The organism is uncultured Polaribacter sp., assembly GCF_947497695.1.
Lineage (GTDB): Bacteria > Bacteroidota > Bacteroidia > Flavobacteriales > Flavobacteriaceae > Polaribacter.
Window position 1 is genome coordinate 1 of record NZ_CANMHM010000020.1, and the last position, 19,230, is coordinate 19,230.

Sequence of the window (19,230 nt, forward strand, 5' to 3'; positions counted from 1 at the left end):
TCTATAACGTTCCTTCGACAAGCTCAGGATGACACACGTATTTTTAATTGGTTTTACAATATTATAATAACCTATTTCGAGTTTTATTTACAATGTCAGTTCGAGTGAAATTTCTTTTTCAGAAATTTTGTGTTTTTATCTCTTCCAATGTAACTTAAGTAATGTCAGTCTGAGCTTGTCGAAGACTTTTTGACAATCTATAACGTTCCTTCGACAAGCTCAGTATGACACCCGTATTTTTAATTGGTTTTACAATATTATAATAACCTATTTTAAGTTTTATTTACAATGTCAGTTCGAGTGATATTTCTTTTTCAGAAATTTTGTGTTTTTAACTCTTTCAATGTAATTTAAGTAATGTCAGTCTGAGCTTGTCGAAGACTTTTTGAGAATCTATAACGTTCCTTTAATAAACTCAGGATGACACATGTTTATTCTCCAAACCATATTCTCCAGATAAAGAACGCACAATTCTTTCATCAGATCTTAGCCTCATTAATAATAGAGCAGTATCCATCACAAAATTGTTGTTGGTATATTTATAAAGTTTTTCTTGAGCACTTTTAGAACGTTTATAATTTGCTGAAAATCTATTTTTCCATTCCGTTTCATATGCAACTAAACAGTTTATATCCTCTTTTTCTAATGATTTATCAATTGCTTTACTCGCCATTAAAGCAGCTTCAAAAATAAACTTATAACCCTCTCCAACAATTGGGTTTACTTGTGATACACTATCACCAACACAGACTAAATTATTGACGACAAATTTTTCTAAAACAGGTGTAATTGGTATGCTACCACCTTCAACGTTTTCATTGTCTTTTTTGACTAATTTTTTAATAAACGGAAATTCTAAAACATCATTTAAACGCCGTTTTAAATCTTTAATCACTTCATTATTATACGATCCAAAACCAATAATGGCTCTTTTGTTTTTTAGTGGAAAAATCCAACCATAACCTCCTTGATATTCTTTACCACTTAAAAGATACATTGTATTAGGGTTACCTAAATAGGCTACATTATATTCTACACCAGTTGCCAAAGGAACTTTTTTGGCTCTTAAACCTATTTTTTTGCTGATAATGGCATTTGTACCAGAAGCATCAACAATAATTTTAGCATAATATTCATTATTATCTTTATCAATAACACCTGTAAAATTGCCAGATGCATCTTTTAAAATATCTTTAATATGGATATTTGTTTTTAAAGTTACATCATCAGTATTCATTGCATTGATAAGTTCTTCATGTACTTTTTTCTTATCTAAAACATATAAATTATCTGTTTTAATAGCTCTCTTTACATTTTTTGATTTAAAAATTAGCGTATCAATTTCTTTAGAAATTACATCTTTGGTTAAATTGAAATCTTTGATGTTGATGAAACTCCCCAAAGTGTTAAAAGAAAACGCTAGTAAATTATCTTTTCTATCTAAAACAAGTGTTTTGCGTTTTAATTTCCCCAATTCTCTGGCCAACATTAAGCCAGCTGTTCCACCTCCAATAATAACAACATCAAAATTATGCATAGACTATAAAATATTTTTGTTAAAGTAAATCAATTTCATTTGTCAGAAAAGAAATAATTGTAAAACAAAAATATTAAAACGAACTTTATTAATTATTAAATAACACAAATAATCAATTAATAAAAACTAATTTTGATCATTGATAATTAAAATAAAAAATGGTTAAAAATTATATTACTAAAATAAGTCTTATATCGTTTGTTTTAGTTTTTCAAATGTTTACAAACATTAAAGCACAAACAAAAGTTACTGTTTCTGGAAAAATAATAGATTTTACTACTAAAAGTCCTGTTCCTTTTGCAAGTGTTTTAGTTAAATTAGAAACAGATAGTACTTTTGTAAGCGGAACAGCCACTAATGAAGCTGGTTTTTTTAGCTTAGAAAATATCAAATCAGCAAACTATATTTTAGAAGTTTCTTACCTTGGGTATCAAACAAAAAAGCAACCTGTATTTGTTGGTAAATTATCAAAATTTTTAAAATTACCAACCATAGAATTACAGGAAAACGCTACTTCTTTAGATGAAATAACAATTACTTCTAAAGCCAATTTAATTAGCGGAAATCTCGATAAAAAGACCTTTGCTTTAAGTAACAATCAAATTAGTTCTGGTGGATCTGTGTTGCAAGCTATGCAAAACTTACCAAGTGTAACTATTAATGATGGCAAAATTCAGTTAAGAGGTAGTGATAAAGTAACCGTTTTAATCAACGGCAAACAAACAGCTTTAACAGGTTTTGGCAATCAATCTGGTTTAGATAATATCCCTGCATCTGCAATTGATAAAATAGAAATTATCAACAATCCTTCTGCCAAATATGAAGCAAATGGAAATGCAGGAATCATCAATATTATTTACAAGAAAAACAACAATGAAGGTTTTAATGGTAAAGTTGGTTTTACTACTGGTTTGGGTTCTTTATGGGAAAGAAAAGATAATTTTCCAACCATAAGACCTCAATATTCAGTAACCCCAAAAGTAAACCCAAGTGTGTCTTTAAATTATTTAAAAAACAAGGTCAATATCTTTTTTCAAGGAGATTATTTATATACAGAAACGTTGACTAAAAACGAGTTTGTAGAACGAACCTATGATAATGGAGATTTTATAAATCAGCAATTAAAAAGAAATAGAGATACCCATTTTACAACCTTAAAATCTGGTGTTGATTGGAATTTTAACGACCAAAACTCTTTAACCATTTCAGGTTTATTTGGAAGCGAAAAAATTATTGATAGAGGAGATCAACCATTTTTTAATCAAGATTTTAGTGAACGTTTGCGTTTGTGGCAATTTTTAGAAGACGAGTTAAAAACAACGGTCATTGCTACAGCAGATTATCAACACAAGTTTCAAGATCCTGGGCATTCTTTAAATATTGGCTTCAATTATACATTTCATAGAGAAGATGAACAATATTTTTATGATAATTTTTTGCCTTCTTCTAAAGGAAAAGATGCCTTTAAATTATTGTCTGATGAGCAAGTATATGATTTTAATGTGGATTATAAAAAGCCTCTAAAATATGGTTTTTTTGAAACAGGACTAAAGTTTAGATTTAGAAATATACCTACCAATATGTTGTTTATTCCAGGAGTAAATTCGGTATTAGATGCAGATGCAGGAGGAGAAGCAACCTATAACGAATTGATCCCTGCCATTTATGGAAATTATACCTACGAAACTGAAACATGGGAAGCAGAATTAGGTGTACGTTTAGAACATGTGCAGATTGATTATGATGTAAACCCAAATCATCCAACTTACAAAAGTGATGGTTATAACTACACACAACCTTTCCCTAATGTTAGAATTGCTTATAAGTTCAATACTGAAAATAAAATATCGGTTTTTTATAATCGACGAGTAGACAGACCTAATGAAGTTGATATTCGTATTTTTCCTAAATATGATGATGCAGAAATTATAAAAGTAGGTAATCCAGAATTGCAAGCTCAATTTACCAATTCTATTGAGTTAGGTCATAAATATACTTGGGAAACAGGTAGTATTTACAGTGCATTGTATCATAAATTTTCTGATGGAACCATTACAAGAATTTCGAGTATTGTGCCAAATAGCAACCTTATTTATGCTATTTTTCAGAATGTGAATAAAAGTTTTAACTCTGGTGTTGAGGTGGTTTTTGAACAAGAAATTACTGATTTTTATGATTTTAATACCACTGTAAACGTTTACAGAAACCAAATTGATGCGTTTACTGTAGAAAACCAATATCCTACACCACATATTTTTTCTGCGGATACACAACAAACCTACTCTGGTAACTTAAAACTGAACAATTCTTTTCATTTTAAAAACGATATTGAAGCACAAGTTTCTGCAGTGTATTTAGCACCAGATATTATACCACAAGGAAAAGTTGACGCCCGTTTTTCTTTAGATTTTGGAGTTAAAAAAACGATACAAAAAGGAAAAGGAGCACTCTTTATAAATGCCACCGATATTTTAAATACTATGGTTTTAAAAAGAGAAATAGAAGGGAATGAGTTTAGTTATACTGCCAATGATTATTATGAAACTCAGGTTGTGAGGATTGGGTATAGTTATAAGTTTTAGAATTTTATTGTAAAACTCAAGGCTAAAACACTAATGCAATTAATGTGTGCATCTTTTAGTGACAAGAATTTTGAGTATTTAGGTTTAGAATTTCATGAAAGTGGCGATAAAATCAGTTAAGTCTTTAAAATAGAAATTAAAATAAAGCATTAGAACCTTTGTCTAATCAAATGAATTATTGTTTGTAATGTAAACAACATATCGAAAGTAAAAAGAGGGTAATAAAGCATTTTTTGCATGTTTTTCATTTTAATAATAGATGAAACTTCATTCTTAAAAGTGTTTGTTTTTGATGAAAAAATAACATCTAATTTTCATTTAAAACTGTTATAAATGTGTTTTAAAAATTTGAAGATTAGGTATTTTCCTTTTCTTTTTTTAAGGTAAAAAAAACTATCTTAGCTAAATAATTATATAATTTATAAAAAAGGACGTCATATCAATGTATACATCAGGTTTTTATTAAAAAATAAACTGGAAGAATCAATATAAAATACAATTTTTGAATAAACACACTTTTTTTAGATGCTTTTTTTGCATTTTTGTAGATTAAAGATAAAAGTTTTATATGAATTCAACATCAACAGAATATATTAGTGGTCTATCTCAATTAGAGATGCTTGATACTGATGGTAATTCTGTTGGGTTAATTCACGTTTCTGAACTTAAAAAAAATGCTATTACCTATTACCAACGTTTATCACTTGAAAAAGCGAAAAAAGTTGGTGCAGATGCAATATATTTTAGAAACTTTTCAGATTCAACAAGGTCTGCAAAACCACAACTATATATTTTCGATTTCACATCAGAAACAAAACCTATTGTTGAAATTCATAAAAATGTTTGGAGTAGTACTGAAGTTCGATTATATCTTGTAATAACAAAATCAGAAATTAAGTTTTTCAATTCCTCAAAACCTGTTAAACATAAAAAAGGTAAACTAAATGTCTCTCCTTTTGAAATATTAGAAATTACAGGAGGAGCAATAAAAAAATACAAAGAGTATTCTGCTAAAAAATTTGATAATGGGAGTTTTTGGGAGGAAACAAAAATTGATTTTGGTTATAGTGAAACAGCTTACGAAAAATTAATATCAGAATTAAAAAATACACGTCATCAATTTTTAAAAAATATTGGTTTAGCCGATAAAATAATTGCAAGTAAATTACTTGTGTTAGGGATATTAGTAAAATATTTAGAAGAAAGAGTTGATATAGATGAAAGTGGTAATGAAACTCGAGTTTTTAGTTCTGATTTTTTTAATCAAGAAAAATTTGGTTTTACAAATAGCTTTACTGAAACAATTAGAAAAGGAAATAATTATGCTTTAAATCTTTTTGAATATTTGAGTGGGCATTTTAATGGTAAAATATTTTATCTATCAAATGAATATAAAGAAAAAATTAAGAAAATTGATTTATCTCCTTTAGCTGATTTCTTATCTGGTGTAAAAGATGGAAATCAATTTGTGTTTTGGAGGTTATATTCTTTCAACCATCTTCCTATAGAATTAATTAGTAGTATTTACGAAATGTTTTTAGAGGCTGACAATAATAAAGGTGTTGCATACACGCCATCTTATTTAGTTAGTTTTATGGTTGATGAATGTATGCCTATTGATAAACCAAAAAAAAAATTTAAGGTTTTAGATCCTGCTTGTGGTTCTGGTATTTTTTTAGTTTCGGCATACAAACGTATTATTGATTGGTGGAGAGTTTTAAACTATGAAAAAACGGGTAAATGGATTACTCCAGCTAAAGAACATTTAGAAGAATTAAAGAAACTTCTAAAAGAGAGTGTATTTGGCGTAGATATAGAAAATGAAGCAGTAGATTTAGCTATTTTTAGTTTAAGCTTAACTTTATGTGACATTTTATCACCAAAGGTTATATGGGAAAATCTGCGTTTTGATGATTTAAGTAGCAATGTTGTTTCCTACAAAGCTCCATTAGGATTTTTTGGTTGGTATTTAGAGAATCAAAATAATAAATTTGACCTTATAATTGGCAATCCTCCATTTATTGAGTACACCGCAAAGAAAGATAAAGAAATTTTAGATTTTATCTCAAATTTAAAATTACAAGAACCTATACCCAACAACCAAAGTGCTTTATTGTTTTCTACTTTAGGAACTAAACTCGTTAAAAAAGATAATGGACTACTTTCATTTATTTTACCATCTGGTCCTTTATTATACAACAATTCACAGAAGCCAATTAATTTTAGAAAATGGTTGTTTAAAGAATATAATATTCCTCAGATAATAGATTTTACTTACCTAAGCAATGTGTTATTTAAGAATAAAGGAAATGAAAAAAACGTGGCTGTATCTGCCTTTTTTATTGAAAATAAAGTACCTGATAATAACCCTATTTATCATATAACTGTAAAAAAATTAAAATCAGCAAAAGAGCGTCAATATTTTGAAATAGACCATTACGATTTTCATAAAGTAAATACAAATGAAGTATTGGAGAATCCTTTTGTTTGGAAATCTAATTTATTAGGAGGAGGAAGATTAACACCTTTTATTAATCAATTAAGTAAATTTCAAACATTAAAAGAGTTTTTAGATAAAAGGAAAGAAGATAATTGGGTTTATGGGGATGGTTTTATTAAAGGTAAAAAAGATGAAGATTTAATTGAATCTGACTTTGAAAAGAAAAAAGGCGGATATTCTAAAGCTTCTTTTCTTACAGGTCTTCAGTATTTTCAACCTGAAAATTTTGATGAAAAAGGAATTAATAGAACTGAAAAAATAGAAGGTCAGTTTTTTCAATGGCCAAGAAAAAAGGAAATTTTTCAATCACCTCTTTTACTTATTAAAAAAAATATTGGAACTTATTCAATACCAACTTATTTGAGTGATAATCCACTTGGTTACAAAAATGAAGTGTTTGGTATACATTGCCCAGATGAAGATTTGAATGAATTAAAGAAAGTCCATTCAAGAATTAAAAATAATTCACTTTATCGTTTTCACATAACTACCACAAGTTCAAGAAGTGGTGTTAGTAGGTCTACTAAAACAATTTTACAAAAAGACATTCTTAACCTTCCGTTTCCCGAAAAAAAGAAAGATATTGAGTTAACAAAGTACAATGAAATACTTATTAATGATACTTTAAACTTCAGCTTAGATTTTTTAGGAAAAGATACAAATGTAAAAGTAATAGAAACTGCTTCTAAAGTAGAACTTCTTAATTTTAGTCTTGTTTTTTGTGAGGTCTTAAATTCACTATTTAAAACAGATACTAAAGCATATTATCAGGAAAATATTTACCAAACAGCATCATTTATTTGTACAATTTATAAGTATGGTAATGGTAAACCTAATATAACTGATGAATTGATAAATGAAAAAATAGAAAATCATATTGCTGAATTGGTTTATAATAAATTAGGAACAAGCTATAGAATAAATAGAGTTGTAAAAATTTATGATGGTGATTACATTTATCTTTTAAAACCAAAAGAATTAAGATATTGGTTACAATCAGTTGCATTAAGAGATGCTGACGAAACAATAATTGATCTTTATAATGCTGGTTATTAATTATGTTAAAAGACAATTATAATCCCATATCTAACATTCCAAACCCTTCAATAGAAAAAGGTGTTATCACAAAAAAACTAATTGAGTTTATAGAAAAAACTTTACTTAAATTTCAAAATCAATTTAAAGGAAAAATAGATGCTTCGGAAGAAGAATTAAACCAAAATCTTGTAAATACATTTGCTTATTTTTCAAAAAATATACCTTTTATTTTTCAGCAAGAAGTTATACAGAAACAAAAAAAAGGGCAAAATAGAAAAGTTGATATTGGTGTTTTCCGTCACTATGCAGACTCATCTCCGTTTTTCACTCTTGAAGCAAAAAGACTTACTACAACATTATCTAAATCTAGAGAAAAAGAATATGTTATAGGAAGTAACCCATTAAAACTTTCGGGTGGTATAGAAAGATTTAAACACAATGTACATGGAGTAAACTTATCTAACAGTGCTATAGTGGGTTATTTGCAAAGAGAGAACTCTAATTATTGGTCTGATAAAATCAATGACTGGATTAATCAATTAATTTCTGGAAAATTAAAATCTGTGTTAAAATGGAATAAAGATGAATTATTGAATAATTATTGTTATTTTAAAGATGATAGATTAAGTAAATTTTCATCAAATCATATAAAAACTGATAAATCCTTTATTACTCTAAACCATTATTTTGTCGATTTGAGTATTTAAACTCTAAAAAGCATATTTTTTCTATTTAAACTAAGAGTTTTTAGTTACTCAATAAAACCAACAAACAAGTCAAACCCCTAATTAAAACGACATCCATTTTAAAATTAATAAATAAGCGTCATTACGAATGAGGAACGAATGAAGTAATCTGTTTTTTATCAAAAGATTGCCACAGTTTGCAAAAAAAAGAGATTTACAAAATATTAAACCCCTAAAACAATAGAAGGTTCAATACTTAATTTCTGACTTATTTTTCTTGCTACTTTTAAAGTTGGTTCACTTTTTCCGTTTAAATACTCACTAACTCTAGAGGTGCTAACCCCTAAAAGTTCAGATAATAATTTTTGGTTTAAGCCAAGTTCTAACATTCGTAATTTTACAACCTCTGTTAATGATGGTTTTGTAATTGGGTAATTTTGTTCTTCATAATCAGCTACCAAATCAGATAAGATGTTAAGTTCTATATAGCCTTTAGCATCTTTATTTTCTATATTGTTGGTGTCTTGTAAAAGCTCTTCTATACGTTCTGTAATTGCTTTGTATTGTTGTGCTGTTTGTATCATTACTTAACTATTTTTAATATCTTTAATTTTGTTATATGCTGCATGTGTTCCAATAAATCGGATATACATTTTTTGTGCATTAAATGAAATAATTGCAACAAGTCTGTAATTGTTTCCTTTAATGTTAAATACATATCTATTATTGCCAACATAATCTACACTATTAAAGGTTTTTTTTATATCGCTTAGGTTTTTCCAAGTTTTAGAGCTTGTTGTATGATACCATACATTTAAAGCAGTTTCTGAGTCTGCATGTTTTTTTACAAATTCTTGTATTCGTTTATAGGTAACAATACGCATTATTTAATTTTATGATAACAAAGATAGTATTTAAAGTTTTGTTTATCAAAATATTATTTTAAAAAACGTAATATTTTTTAAATTTTACTTTGTGTTTCATTTAAAGCTAGTAAAACAGATGTAAATATCTGTAAATATTAAAGTTAGCAAACAAGTCTAGCCCTGATTGAAGCAATTGTTTGAGCTCTTTTTATTCTTTTTCAGAATAAAAAAGCGAGTGCGTAAAGCAGGAAATAGCTTCAAAAAAAAGATAGATTATTCAACGAATCTAAAATAAAAAAATGGATTCCTGATTTCGCAGGAATGACAAAGAAGTTGCAAAAAACTAAATTTTGTTGACAATTAAACATAAAAAAAGGCTCACAAAATGTGAGCCTTTTTAAATTACACTAATTTCTTAGCATTTTTTACTTTTTGCTTTGTGAGGGCAATATCTATCACTTCTTTCATTTCTGTTACATAATGAAAAGTTAAGCCTTTTAAATAGCTTTCTTTTATTTCTAAAATGTCTTTTTCATTGTCTTTACACAAAATAATTTCTTTGATATTGGCTCTTTTAGCAGCTAATATTTTTTCTTTAATTCCACCAACTGGTAATACTTTTCCACGCAAAGTAATTTCGCCAGTCATTGCCAATTTGTTTTTAATTTTACGTTGTGTAAAAGAAGAAACTAAAGACGTTAACATGGTAATACCAGCACTTGGGCCATCTTTTGGTGTTGCACCTTCAGGCACGTGAATGTGTACATTGTATTTTTCTAAAACAGTTGGTTTAATACCAAACTCTTCAGCATTCGATTTTATGTATTGCATGGCAATTGTGGCAGATTCTTTCATTACAGTACCTAAATTACCTGTAATAGAAAGGTTTCCTTTTCCTTTAGATAAAATAGATTCTATGAATAAAATATCTCCTCCAACACTTGTCCAAGCCAAACCAGTTACTACACCTGCAACCTCATTGTTTTCAAACTTGTCTCTATTTCTTGGAGTTCCTAAAATTTCTTCAATTTTTTCTGAAGCTACTGCAACCTCATAATCTTCTTCTAAAGCAATAGATTTAGCAGCAAAACGAACCACTTTGGCAATTTTCTTTTCCAAACCTCTTACTCCAGATTCTCTTGTATAGCCTTCTACAATTTGTTCTAATTGTTTTTTGCCTAATTTTAAGTCTTTGGTAGTTAAACCATGTTCTTTTAATTGTTTTGGTAATAAATGTCTTTTGGCAATTTCTATTTTTTCTTCAATAGTATAGCCAGTAACATTTATAATTTCCATTCTGTCACGTAATGCCCAAGGAATTTGGCCTAAATTATTGGCAGTTGCAATAAAAAGTACTTTCGATAAATCGTAACCAACTTCTAAATAATTGTCGTAAAAAGACTCGTTTTGTTCTGGATCTAAGACTTCTAACATCGCAGAAGAAGGATCTCCTTGATGGCTTTGTCCAAGTTTATCAATTTCATCCAACACAAAAACAGGGTTTGAAGTTTCTGCCTTTTTTAGATTCTGAATCAAACGTCCTGGCATGGCACCAATATAGGTTTTTCTATGACCTCTAATTTCTGCTTCGTCTCTTAAACCACCTAAAGACATTCTAATATATTTACGTCCTAAAGCTTCTGCAACAGATTTTCCTAAAGAGGTTTTACCAACACCTGGAGGACCGTATAAACAGATTATTGGCGATTTCATATCGCCTCTTAACTTTAAAACTGCCAAATGTTCTATAATTCTTTCTTTTACTTTTTCTAAACCAAAGTGGTCTTTGTCTAAAACTTTGGTGGCGTGTTTTAGGTCGAATTTATCTTCAGAGTAAATTCCCCAAGGCAATTCTAACAACAATTCTAAATAACTTCTTTGCACACCATATTCTGCAGCTTGAGGATTCATCCTTTTTAAACGATTGATTTCTTTTTCAAACGTTTTAGCTACTTCTTTTGTCCATTTTTTAGTTTTGGCTTGTTTTCGCATTTCTTCTAACTCTTCGTCATTAGAAACACCTCCCAATTCATCTTGAATGGTTTTTAACTGCTGATTTAAATAATATTCTCGTTGTTGTTGGTCTAAATCTTCTCTTGTTTTAGACTGAATATCGTTTCGTAATTTTAATTTTTGAAGTTCTTTATTTAGGTTTTTTAATGCCAATAAAGCACGATCTTTTAAATTGTCTTTTTCTAAAATAAGTTGTTTTTGAGCCACAGATAAATCCATATTTGAGGATATGAAATTTACCAAAAACGAATCTGATTTTATATTTTTAATAGCAAAAGAAGCTTCAGAAGGCAACATTGGGTTTTCTTTAATGACCTCTAAAGATTGTTCTTTGATAGATTCTATAATGGCCTCAAACTCTTTTTCATCTTCTACAACTCTATCTTCTAAAGATTCTTTTACAGTAGCTTTTAAATATGGTTTGTCTTGTATAATTGCATCAATTTCAAAACGTTTTTTACCTTGAATGATAACTGTTGTGTTTCCATCAGGCATTTTTAAAACACGTAAAATCTGAGCTACAACACCAGTTGTGTGTATGTCTTTTAAAGTAGGTTTTTCTATTTCTTCGTTTTTTTGTGCAACAACGCCAATAACTTTATCGCCTTTGTTTGCATCTTTTATCAACTGAATAGAAGCATCTCTACCAGCAGTAATAGGAATTACAACTCCAGGAAACAAAACCGTGTTTCTTAAAGGTAAAATAGCTAAAACTTCTGGCACACTTTCCTTATTAATAATTTCTTCATCTTCTGGTGTCATTAGAGGAATCAATTCAGAATCTTCATTTAACATATTATGAAGCGACAAATTGTCTATATGCATTATTTTTGGTTTGCTCATCTTTTATATATCTGTCATACTGACATTGATTTTTTTTAAAGAATCAATCAATATCAATGTTGTTTTTTTAAGTTATTGATAATCAGAAGTATATTTAATGCTTTATCAATTATCATCAATATAAAAACAATTGTTATGCCAAGGTTTTTTTTGATGTGTTTAGTCAGATTTTCTTATAGAATTTATTGGCTTTTAAGTAGCCACGAATTGCCGATTTTTAGATTTTTAGAAGGCTCAAATGTAATTTTGACGATACTAGTAATCAAATAACATTTAGAACCATAATAAGCAACTTTATGTGATTTCTCACTAACGTTCGAAATGACAAAATTGTATTTTAATTCGTGAATTCGTGGCAACAATTTTAAGTTTGAATTTCCAATTCATACTCATTTAATTCGTTAAAATCTTGAAAAATATTGTTTTTAGTTATTACTTTTTAAAATTACAATAACGATTTGTCAGTCTGAGCTTGTCGAAGACTTTTTAGTTAAACTTTGAAAATCCTTCGACAAGCTCAGGAAGACATTTTTATTTTTAATTGATTTTTGATTCGAAATTTAAATCTAAAACTACAGATTCCTACTGAAGTTTTAGTACAAGATTATTCCTCTAAAAAAGTTTATAAAGTGTTGTAACAATTACACCTTTATTACCCTTTAAATTATAAGCTAACAATTGTTTTTCTTCTTGCACTTTTAAGTGAAAAGGAGCAGCCAACAAGTCAATTCCGCTTTGTTTTTTAAGTCTTATTCCTTGTCCAGAAATAATATTTTTATTTGGTGTAAAATTTCCATTTGGCAAATGTTCTGTTAGTATAATGTATTTGTAATTAGTTAATTTACTTGCAATTTTTTGTACTTCTGCATTTGATAAATGTTGCAATACTTGTCTTAAAATAACACAATCTGCTTTGGGTAAATGATCCTCAGCAATGTCTAAACATTGAAATGATAAATTTCTATTTTTAAACTGTTTTTTATTGTGTTCTATTAAGTCAGGCACAATATCAACAGCAATATAAGTATTGGTTAAATGCACCAAATTTTTACCAATATTAAAATCTCCACAACCTAAATCTAACACAGAAATTTTGTTTTTAAAAGAAGTTAAAAATGAGGCAACGATTGCTATATAGGGTTTTACAATTTCTGATTGATGAGAGCCATCTCCTGAATAAAATTTAGAATAATTACTTCCCCAAAGCTTCATGTCATACACTTGTTCCATGGCTTTTTTGGTTGGCCAAGGTTTTTTGTTTTTTATGATTTTATTCTCTTTTTTCATCCTAAAAATAATTTGTATTTAAGAACTGAATGCTACTTTTATTTTGTGTATTTTAATTTGCCACGAATGCACGAATTTTAGATCAAGTACTATAAAAATATTTTCACAAATCTTCCATTTTTATCTTTAAAATTTGTTCTATTTTACAAATTTTATTTGTGAATTCGTGGCTAAAACGAATCTACATCATCTCAAATCAAAAGCAAAAACTACCACCAAACTAAAAATATTTTTAAAAGTTCTCCATTTTCTTTTTTTATCCAACAAAGTGGCGAAAATTTTCTTTGATAATATTCTTGGGTTAAAATTTTAAATTCTTTAAAATACAACCAACTTACATTTTTATGCGGAATTACAATCCAATCTTTTTTATTAGGAATAAAAAACTTACAATTAGAAAAATGTTCTATTTGTTTTTGGTTGCTATAAAAACCAACAATACACTCTTGATTTAAATTGGTTAATTGAATGTTTTGTTTAGAAAAAGGAACAAATAATTGTGCCTTAAAATAAACTTGTTGTTCTATTTCTAAAGGTTTTAAATTGATGGTTTTTAAAAACGAAATACATTCTTTAGAGTGGAGTAGAGGTAATTGTTTTTCTTTTAATTTATGTAGTTTTTCAACCAAAGCATCTTTTCTATTTGGACCAATAAAGTGTTCAATTTCAGTATTTCCAACAGAGGCATCATACAAGTAAAACTTATAAATAACCTCTAAATGAATTGGTATATTTTCTTTTTTAAGAATACAATCTAATTCTCCTAACGTTCTTTTTTCTTTCTGAATTTGAATATTTTCACAAATAATAGTAAGGTTCTTTTCTTGTGATAGTTGAAAAGAAACAAAACGCTCAATATATTTTCCTAATCGTAATTTATCATCAATTGCTATATTTACTTTTGATGATGTAGCTTTAATTTTAAATTGCTTTAATGTATAAACAGCATCGTTTTTCCACAAACAATTTGTTTGTAAAAAACCATCGTACCTTTTTTGAATATCCTTTGTTTTTTGATGCATATTTTTTTGCCACGAATTCACGAATTAAAAAGGCATCACTTTGAACACATAAAAATTAATTGTATAAATTTTTAAAGTTTCAAATACATTTTTTTGGCCACGAATTCACGAATTAATTAGATGTTATATTGAACACATAAAAATTAATTGAACGAATTTCTAAATTTTCAAATGTATTTTATATTCGTGAAATCTTCTTTAGTTTTTAAAAATTAAAATTCGTGGCTAATTTAATCATAATTAATTTTTAAATCACAATTGCTTCAATTCCTTATTTGTCATAATAATTTGTACATTTAAAATCTAAAATTTTATCTAAATGCAATTCAAAAAAAACAGTTTTCAATTTCTAAAAGAGTTACAAAAAAATAATAATAGAGATTGGTTTACAGAAAACAAACCCACTTTTGTAAACATTCAATCTGAAGTAAAAGAAGTGTTTTTACAAATAAAAACAAACTTAGAAATGCATGATGAAGTAGAAAAAATGAAAATTTACAGAATTTACAGAGATGTTCGTTTTTCTAAAGACAAAACACCTTATAATCCTAGATTGGCAGTTTCTTTTTCTAGATTAGGTAAAGAATTAAGAGGCGGTTATTTTTTACAAATAAAACCCGGAGAATCTTTTTTAGGAGGTGGTTTTTGGCAACCAGAAAAAGAAGATCTGCATAGAATTAGAAAAGAAATAGAACAAGATGCAAGTGAGTTTCGAGAAATTTTAGCGGACAAGAATTACATAAAACATTTTGGAGGAGAATTTAAGGGAGACGAATTAAAATCTGCTCCAAGAGGTTTTGATAAGGAACATAAAGATATTGATTTATTGCGTAAAAAAGGTTTTATTGCAATTAAAAATTTTACGGATGAAGAAGTATTATCCCCAAATTTTTTATCAGAATTAGACGATAGTTTTAAAGCATTACGTCCGTTTTTTAACTTGTTTAGTGATGTTTTAACCACAAATTTAAATGGAGAATCGATTATTTAAAAACAATAATAGAATTCTAGTTTAGAATAGTCGTTTCAAATAAATATGTTATTCTAGTATAGAAATAATATCATAAACAATGTTTTCTAATTTGTTTTTTTCTTTGTTTATAAATTTAGCAGATTGAATGCCCAAATAAGATGTTAAAATATACAAAGCATATTGTTTATTAGATTTGCTATTATTTATAGACCCAACATTCTGACCTCTTTTAATAACGTCTTCAAATAACTCTAATAAATATTCTTGTTGATTTATAATTAGTTTTTGAATAGAAGGCTCACTGTTTTTGACTTCAAAAAAATAATTAGGAATTAAATACCCATTATAACTGTCATTTATAGAAATTTCAAGTATTTGTCTTATTGATTTTAAGGCATTTGTAGAAGAAAGAAGTATTTGTTGAATGTCTCTTCTGTATTTGGCTTCTGATGTTTCATAACAAAGTATAAAAAGGTCTAACTTACTACCAAAGGTATTATAAATACTAGATCTATTCAATCCACTAATATTTACAATATCTTGCATTGAAGTGTCAGAATATCCTTTAGAATGAAAAAGTGTAGTTACTTTTTGTAGTATTTTAGAGGTATTAAAAGCCTTTTTTTTAGACATATTTATAGAATGAGCGTTTCATTATTTATATATCAGTATAATCTCACAATTTACGTATTATTATTGTTTAAATTCAAATTTAAAAAAAATAGTATCAACAATATATTAACAATTGTAAGTTTTATTTCAAATTTTTATCAACTTCTCGTTTTAAAACCCAGATTGTAACAATGGTAGACAATGAATCTGCAATAGGAAAAGACCACCAAACACCATTTACACCATAATATTTAGGCAAAATATAAGCTAAAGGAATTAAGAAGATTCCTTGTTTTAATAAAGTTAAGACTAAGGCAGGAATTGCTTTTCCTGCGGCTTGAAAATAAGCAGATCCAATTAATTGCATGGTTACAATTGGTGTTACTAAAAATACAATAATCATAGCATTTGGTGTTTTTTCTAACAGCGTAACATCGTTTGTAAACACCCAAATAATTTCTTCTTTTAAAAGTACAATTCCTATAAAAATGAAGGTTCCAAGTATAGTACCAAACCAAATAGATTTTTTAATGGTTTCTTTAACTCTATCGTTTTTATTTGCGCCAATATTAAAACCAGCAACTGGTAAAAAACCTTGTGAAACCCCTAAAACAGGTGATAAAGCAAACATCATTACTCTATTAATAATTCCAAAAACAGCTATAGATATTTCTCCTCCATATTTAAAAAGGGAGTAATTTAAAACAATCATTAAAAGACTAATTGCACCTTGCCTTACAATTGTTACACCACCTAATTGCACAATTTCACGAACAATTTTAAAGTTTAGATAAAAGTTTTTTGGAATAATTATCAATTCACTTTTAGAGGATAAAAAGAAAGATAGAATATACAAACCACAACTTGCATAGGCTAAAGAAGTTGCCAAACCAGCTCCCCAAATTCCCCAACCAAAAACTTTGATAAACAAAATATCTAACAAAACATTTAAAACGGCAGGAATAATCATTGCAAACATGGCAAATTTTGGTTTTCCTTCTGCTCTAATTGTTGGGTTTCCCATCATAGCAAAAGCTAAAAAAGGAACACCATAAATAATGACACCAAAATACTCAGATGCAATTGGTAAAATATTTCCTTTTGCACCGAATAAATTTAAAATAGGAATGCTAAAAATATTGCCTAGCGTAACAAATAGTATTGCTAAAATTAAAGTTAATGAAATTTGATTGCCAAAAGTAAGAAATGCTTTTTCTGAGTTTTCTGCACCTAAAGCTCTAGATATAATTGAGCTTCCTCCAATGCCAATTCCCATGCCAATAGAAGAAATTAAAAATACAATTGGTAAAACTACTGTAATGGCAGCAATGGCTAAAACACCAATCCATTGCCCTACAAAAATAGTATCGACAATCATGTTTAAAGACATTACAAGAATTCCTATTGTTGCAGGAACTGCTTGTTTTATCAATAATTTACTTATTTTTTGGGTGCCTAACTCGTTAGATGATGTTGCCATAATATTTTGCAAATATCATCATAAAAACCAACTATTCTGTAAATGTAGCATCAAAAAATATTATAGCTCTTTTAAAATATTTAACTTTGCTAAAACTGATACATTTGAAAAACGTTTTTACATTAACAATCACAGTTTCATCCGAAGAAATAGACACTTTACAACACGTAAATAATTTGGTTTATGTAAAATGGATGGATAAAATAGCAACTACTCATTGGGCATATTTGACTAAAGATAATCCTTTGCCACAATATGTTTGGGTGGTAATGAGGCATGAAATTGATTATTTAAAACAGGCAGTTTTAGGAGATGAAATAACAGTAAAAACTTGGGTTGGAGAGACTAGAGGCATCACTTCTGTACGTTTTATGGAGTTTTATAAAGACGATGTTTTACTGGTAAAAGCTAAAACAATTTGGGCAATGTTAGATTCACAAACCTACAAGCCAGCAAGAATTAGAGAAAATGTATTAAAAGTTTTACAAACTGAAAAATGATTTTTTACGATCTTACCAAAATACTAAATTTCCTTTCTTAATTTTTAAAATGTAATATAATAATTAGGGTCTTTTTTTTAATTCGTGCAAATTCGTGTAATTACTGTCTATAAATTATCTTTGCACAAAATTTAGATAAAAATGTCAACTTTTTCTTCCTTAGGTATTACCAAAGAATATATACAAGCAATTAAAGAATTAGGAATTTCTACACCTTCAGAAATTCAAGAAAAAGCAATTCCTATTTTATTAGGTGCTGCAACAGATTTTATTGGTTTGGCTCAAACTGGTACTGGTAAAACAGCTGCTTTTGGTTTGCCTGTTTTAAAACATATTGATGTGAAATCAGACAATATACAAGCGTTAATTTTATCGCCAACAAGAGAATTGGTGCAGCAAATTAAAAAGCAATTATTTAAGTTTACTAAGTTTAGTGAGAATAAAATTTTTGTAGAAGCTGTTTTTGGTGGAGAAAAAATTGACAGACAAATGAACAATTTAAAGAGAACAACACATATTGTTGTGGCAACTCCAGGAAGGTTGATCGATTTAATTGAAAGAGGCAGCATAGACATCAGTCATGTAAAAACAGTTGTTTTAGATGAAGCTGATGAAATGCTAAGTATGGGTTTTAAACAAGATTTAAATAGAATTTTAAAATTTACAACTAAATCTGATAGAAAAACATGGTTGTTTTCTGCAACTATGCCAGAAGAAATAAAAAGGATTGTAAAAACCTATATGGATGCTAATGCACCAAGAGTTGAAATTAATAGAAGCTCTTTGGTAAATGCTAATATTCGTCATCATTTTGCAAAAACTACTTTAAAAGAAAAAGCACTTGATATTGTTTCTTTTTTAGAAAAACGACAAGATCAAAGAGGAATTATTTTTTGTAGAACAAAAGCAGGAGCTCAAAATTTAGCCACTTTTTTAATTGAAGAAGGTTTTTCTGCAGGTGCATTAGAAGGAGATATGCAACAAAAAGAACGTGATAAAGTTATGCGTGCTTTTAAGAAAGAGAATTTACAATATTTGGTTTCTACTGATGTTTCTGCACGTGGAATTGATGTTAGTGGGTTAGAATTTGTAATTCATCATCAATTGCCAGAACAATTAGAATACTACACACATAGAAGTGGTAGAACTGCAAGAGCAGGTAAAACGGGTGTTTCTATTGCCTTTATTTTGCCATCAGAAATTACAAGAATTCATGAAATTCAGAAAGAATTGAATATTAAATTTTCTGAAGTTACTGTTTAAAAATCATCATAAACATTTTATGAAGTAC

The 19,230-nt window shown here is 28.0% G+C and carries 14 protein-coding genes; 6 read left to right on the forward strand and 8 right to left on the reverse strand.

All coding sequences use genetic code 11. The features are described from left to right. Positions 1-415: 415 nt before the first annotated feature. Positions 416-1,537 (reverse strand): NAD(P)/FAD-dependent oxidoreductase, encoded by a 1,122-nt coding sequence (locus Q0731_RS12590; RefSeq protein ID WP_299064643.1) that lies wholly within the window; start codon positions 1,535-1,537, stop codon positions 416-418. A gap of 215 nt (positions 1,538-1,752) precedes the next feature. On the opposite strand from Q0731_RS12590, the gene Q0731_RS12595 reads away from it, so the two are divergent. The 3 genes from Q0731_RS12595 to Q0731_RS12605 all read left to right on the forward strand — a co-directional run bounded on the left by Q0731_RS12595 (position 1,753) and on the right by Q0731_RS12605 (position 8,364). After that, the gene (locus Q0731_RS12595; RefSeq protein WP_299064645.1) at positions 1,753-4,119 is read left to right on the forward strand and encodes a TonB-dependent receptor; all 2,367 of its coding nucleotides are present in this window, start codon (positions 1,753-1,755) and stop codon (positions 4,117-4,119) included. 568 nt (positions 4,120-4,687) lie between these two features. Further along, positions 4,688-7,675: an N-6 DNA methylase gene (locus Q0731_RS12600; RefSeq protein WP_299064647.1), complete on the forward strand. Its 2,988-nt coding sequence runs from the start codon at positions 4,688-4,690 to the stop codon at positions 7,673-7,675. 2 nt (positions 7,676-7,677) lie between these two features. Beyond that, positions 7,678-8,364 (forward strand): hypothetical protein, encoded by a 687-nt coding sequence (locus Q0731_RS12605; RefSeq protein WP_299064649.1) that lies wholly within the window; start codon positions 7,678-7,680, stop codon positions 8,362-8,364. Between the two features lie 203 nt (positions 8,365-8,567). On the opposite strand, the gene Q0731_RS12610 is transcribed toward Q0731_RS12605, so the two are convergent. The 5 genes from Q0731_RS12610 to Q0731_RS12630 form a co-directional block, all read right to left on the reverse strand. After that, complete coding sequence (locus Q0731_RS12610; RefSeq protein ID WP_299064651.1) at positions 8,568-8,927, reverse strand: helix-turn-helix domain-containing protein; 360 nt, start codon at positions 8,925-8,927, stop codon at positions 8,568-8,570. Positions 8,928-8,930: 3 nt separating this feature from the next. Continuing rightward, positions 8,931-9,227 carry a type II toxin-antitoxin system HigB family toxin gene (locus tag Q0731_RS12615; protein ID WP_299064654.1) on the reverse strand — a complete coding sequence of 99 codons (297 nt, stop codon included), beginning with the start codon at positions 9,225-9,227 and terminating at the stop codon, positions 8,931-8,933. Between the two features lie 384 nt (positions 9,228-9,611). Further along, positions 9,612-12,065, reverse strand: a complete 2,454-nt coding sequence (gene lon, locus Q0731_RS12620) for an endopeptidase La (protein WP_299064656.1) — start codon at positions 12,063-12,065, stop codon at positions 9,612-9,614. Positions 12,066-12,677: 612 nt separating this feature from the next. Next, positions 12,678-13,352 carry a class I SAM-dependent methyltransferase gene (locus Q0731_RS12625; protein WP_299064658.1) on the reverse strand — a complete coding sequence of 225 codons (675 nt, stop codon included), beginning with the start codon at positions 13,350-13,352 and terminating at the stop codon, positions 12,678-12,680. Between the two features lie 209 nt (positions 13,353-13,561). After that, entirely contained in the window at positions 13,562-14,374 is an 813-nt protein-coding gene (locus tag Q0731_RS12630; protein WP_299064660.1) for a DUF1853 family protein, read from the reverse strand. A gap of 319 nt (positions 14,375-14,693) precedes the next feature. Between Q0731_RS12630 and Q0731_RS12635 the strand changes: the two genes are divergently transcribed. Continuing rightward, positions 14,694-15,365 (forward strand): DUF2461 domain-containing protein, encoded by a 672-nt coding sequence (locus tag Q0731_RS12635; RefSeq protein WP_299064663.1) that lies wholly within the window; start codon positions 14,694-14,696, stop codon positions 15,363-15,365. Positions 15,366-15,413: 48 nt separating this feature from the next. Here Q0731_RS12635 and Q0731_RS12640 read toward each other — a convergent pair whose 3' ends face one another. Together Q0731_RS12640 and Q0731_RS12645 are read right to left on the reverse strand one after the other, a co-directional pair. Further along, positions 15,414-15,980: a TetR/AcrR family transcriptional regulator gene (locus Q0731_RS12640; RefSeq protein WP_299064665.1), complete on the reverse strand. Its 567-nt coding sequence runs from the start codon at positions 15,978-15,980 to the stop codon at positions 15,414-15,416. A gap of 121 nt (positions 15,981-16,101) precedes the next feature. Next, positions 16,102-17,439, reverse strand: a complete 1,338-nt coding sequence (locus tag Q0731_RS12645) for an MATE family efflux transporter (protein ID WP_299064667.1) — start codon at positions 17,437-17,439, stop codon at positions 16,102-16,104. 104 nt (positions 17,440-17,543) lie between these two features. Here Q0731_RS12645 and Q0731_RS12650 point away from each other — a divergent pair, with 104 nt between their 5' ends. Next, complete coding sequence (locus Q0731_RS12650) at positions 17,544-17,939, forward strand: thioesterase family protein (RefSeq protein ID WP_299064669.1); 396 nt, start codon at positions 17,544-17,546, stop codon at positions 17,937-17,939. A gap of 141 nt (positions 17,940-18,080) precedes the next feature. Beyond that, on the forward strand, positions 18,081-19,202 hold the full coding sequence (locus Q0731_RS12655; RefSeq protein WP_299064671.1) for a DEAD/DEAH box helicase: 1,122 nt from the start codon (positions 18,081-18,083) through the stop codon (positions 19,200-19,202). The last annotated feature ends 28 nt before the right edge of the window (positions 19,203-19,230 follow it).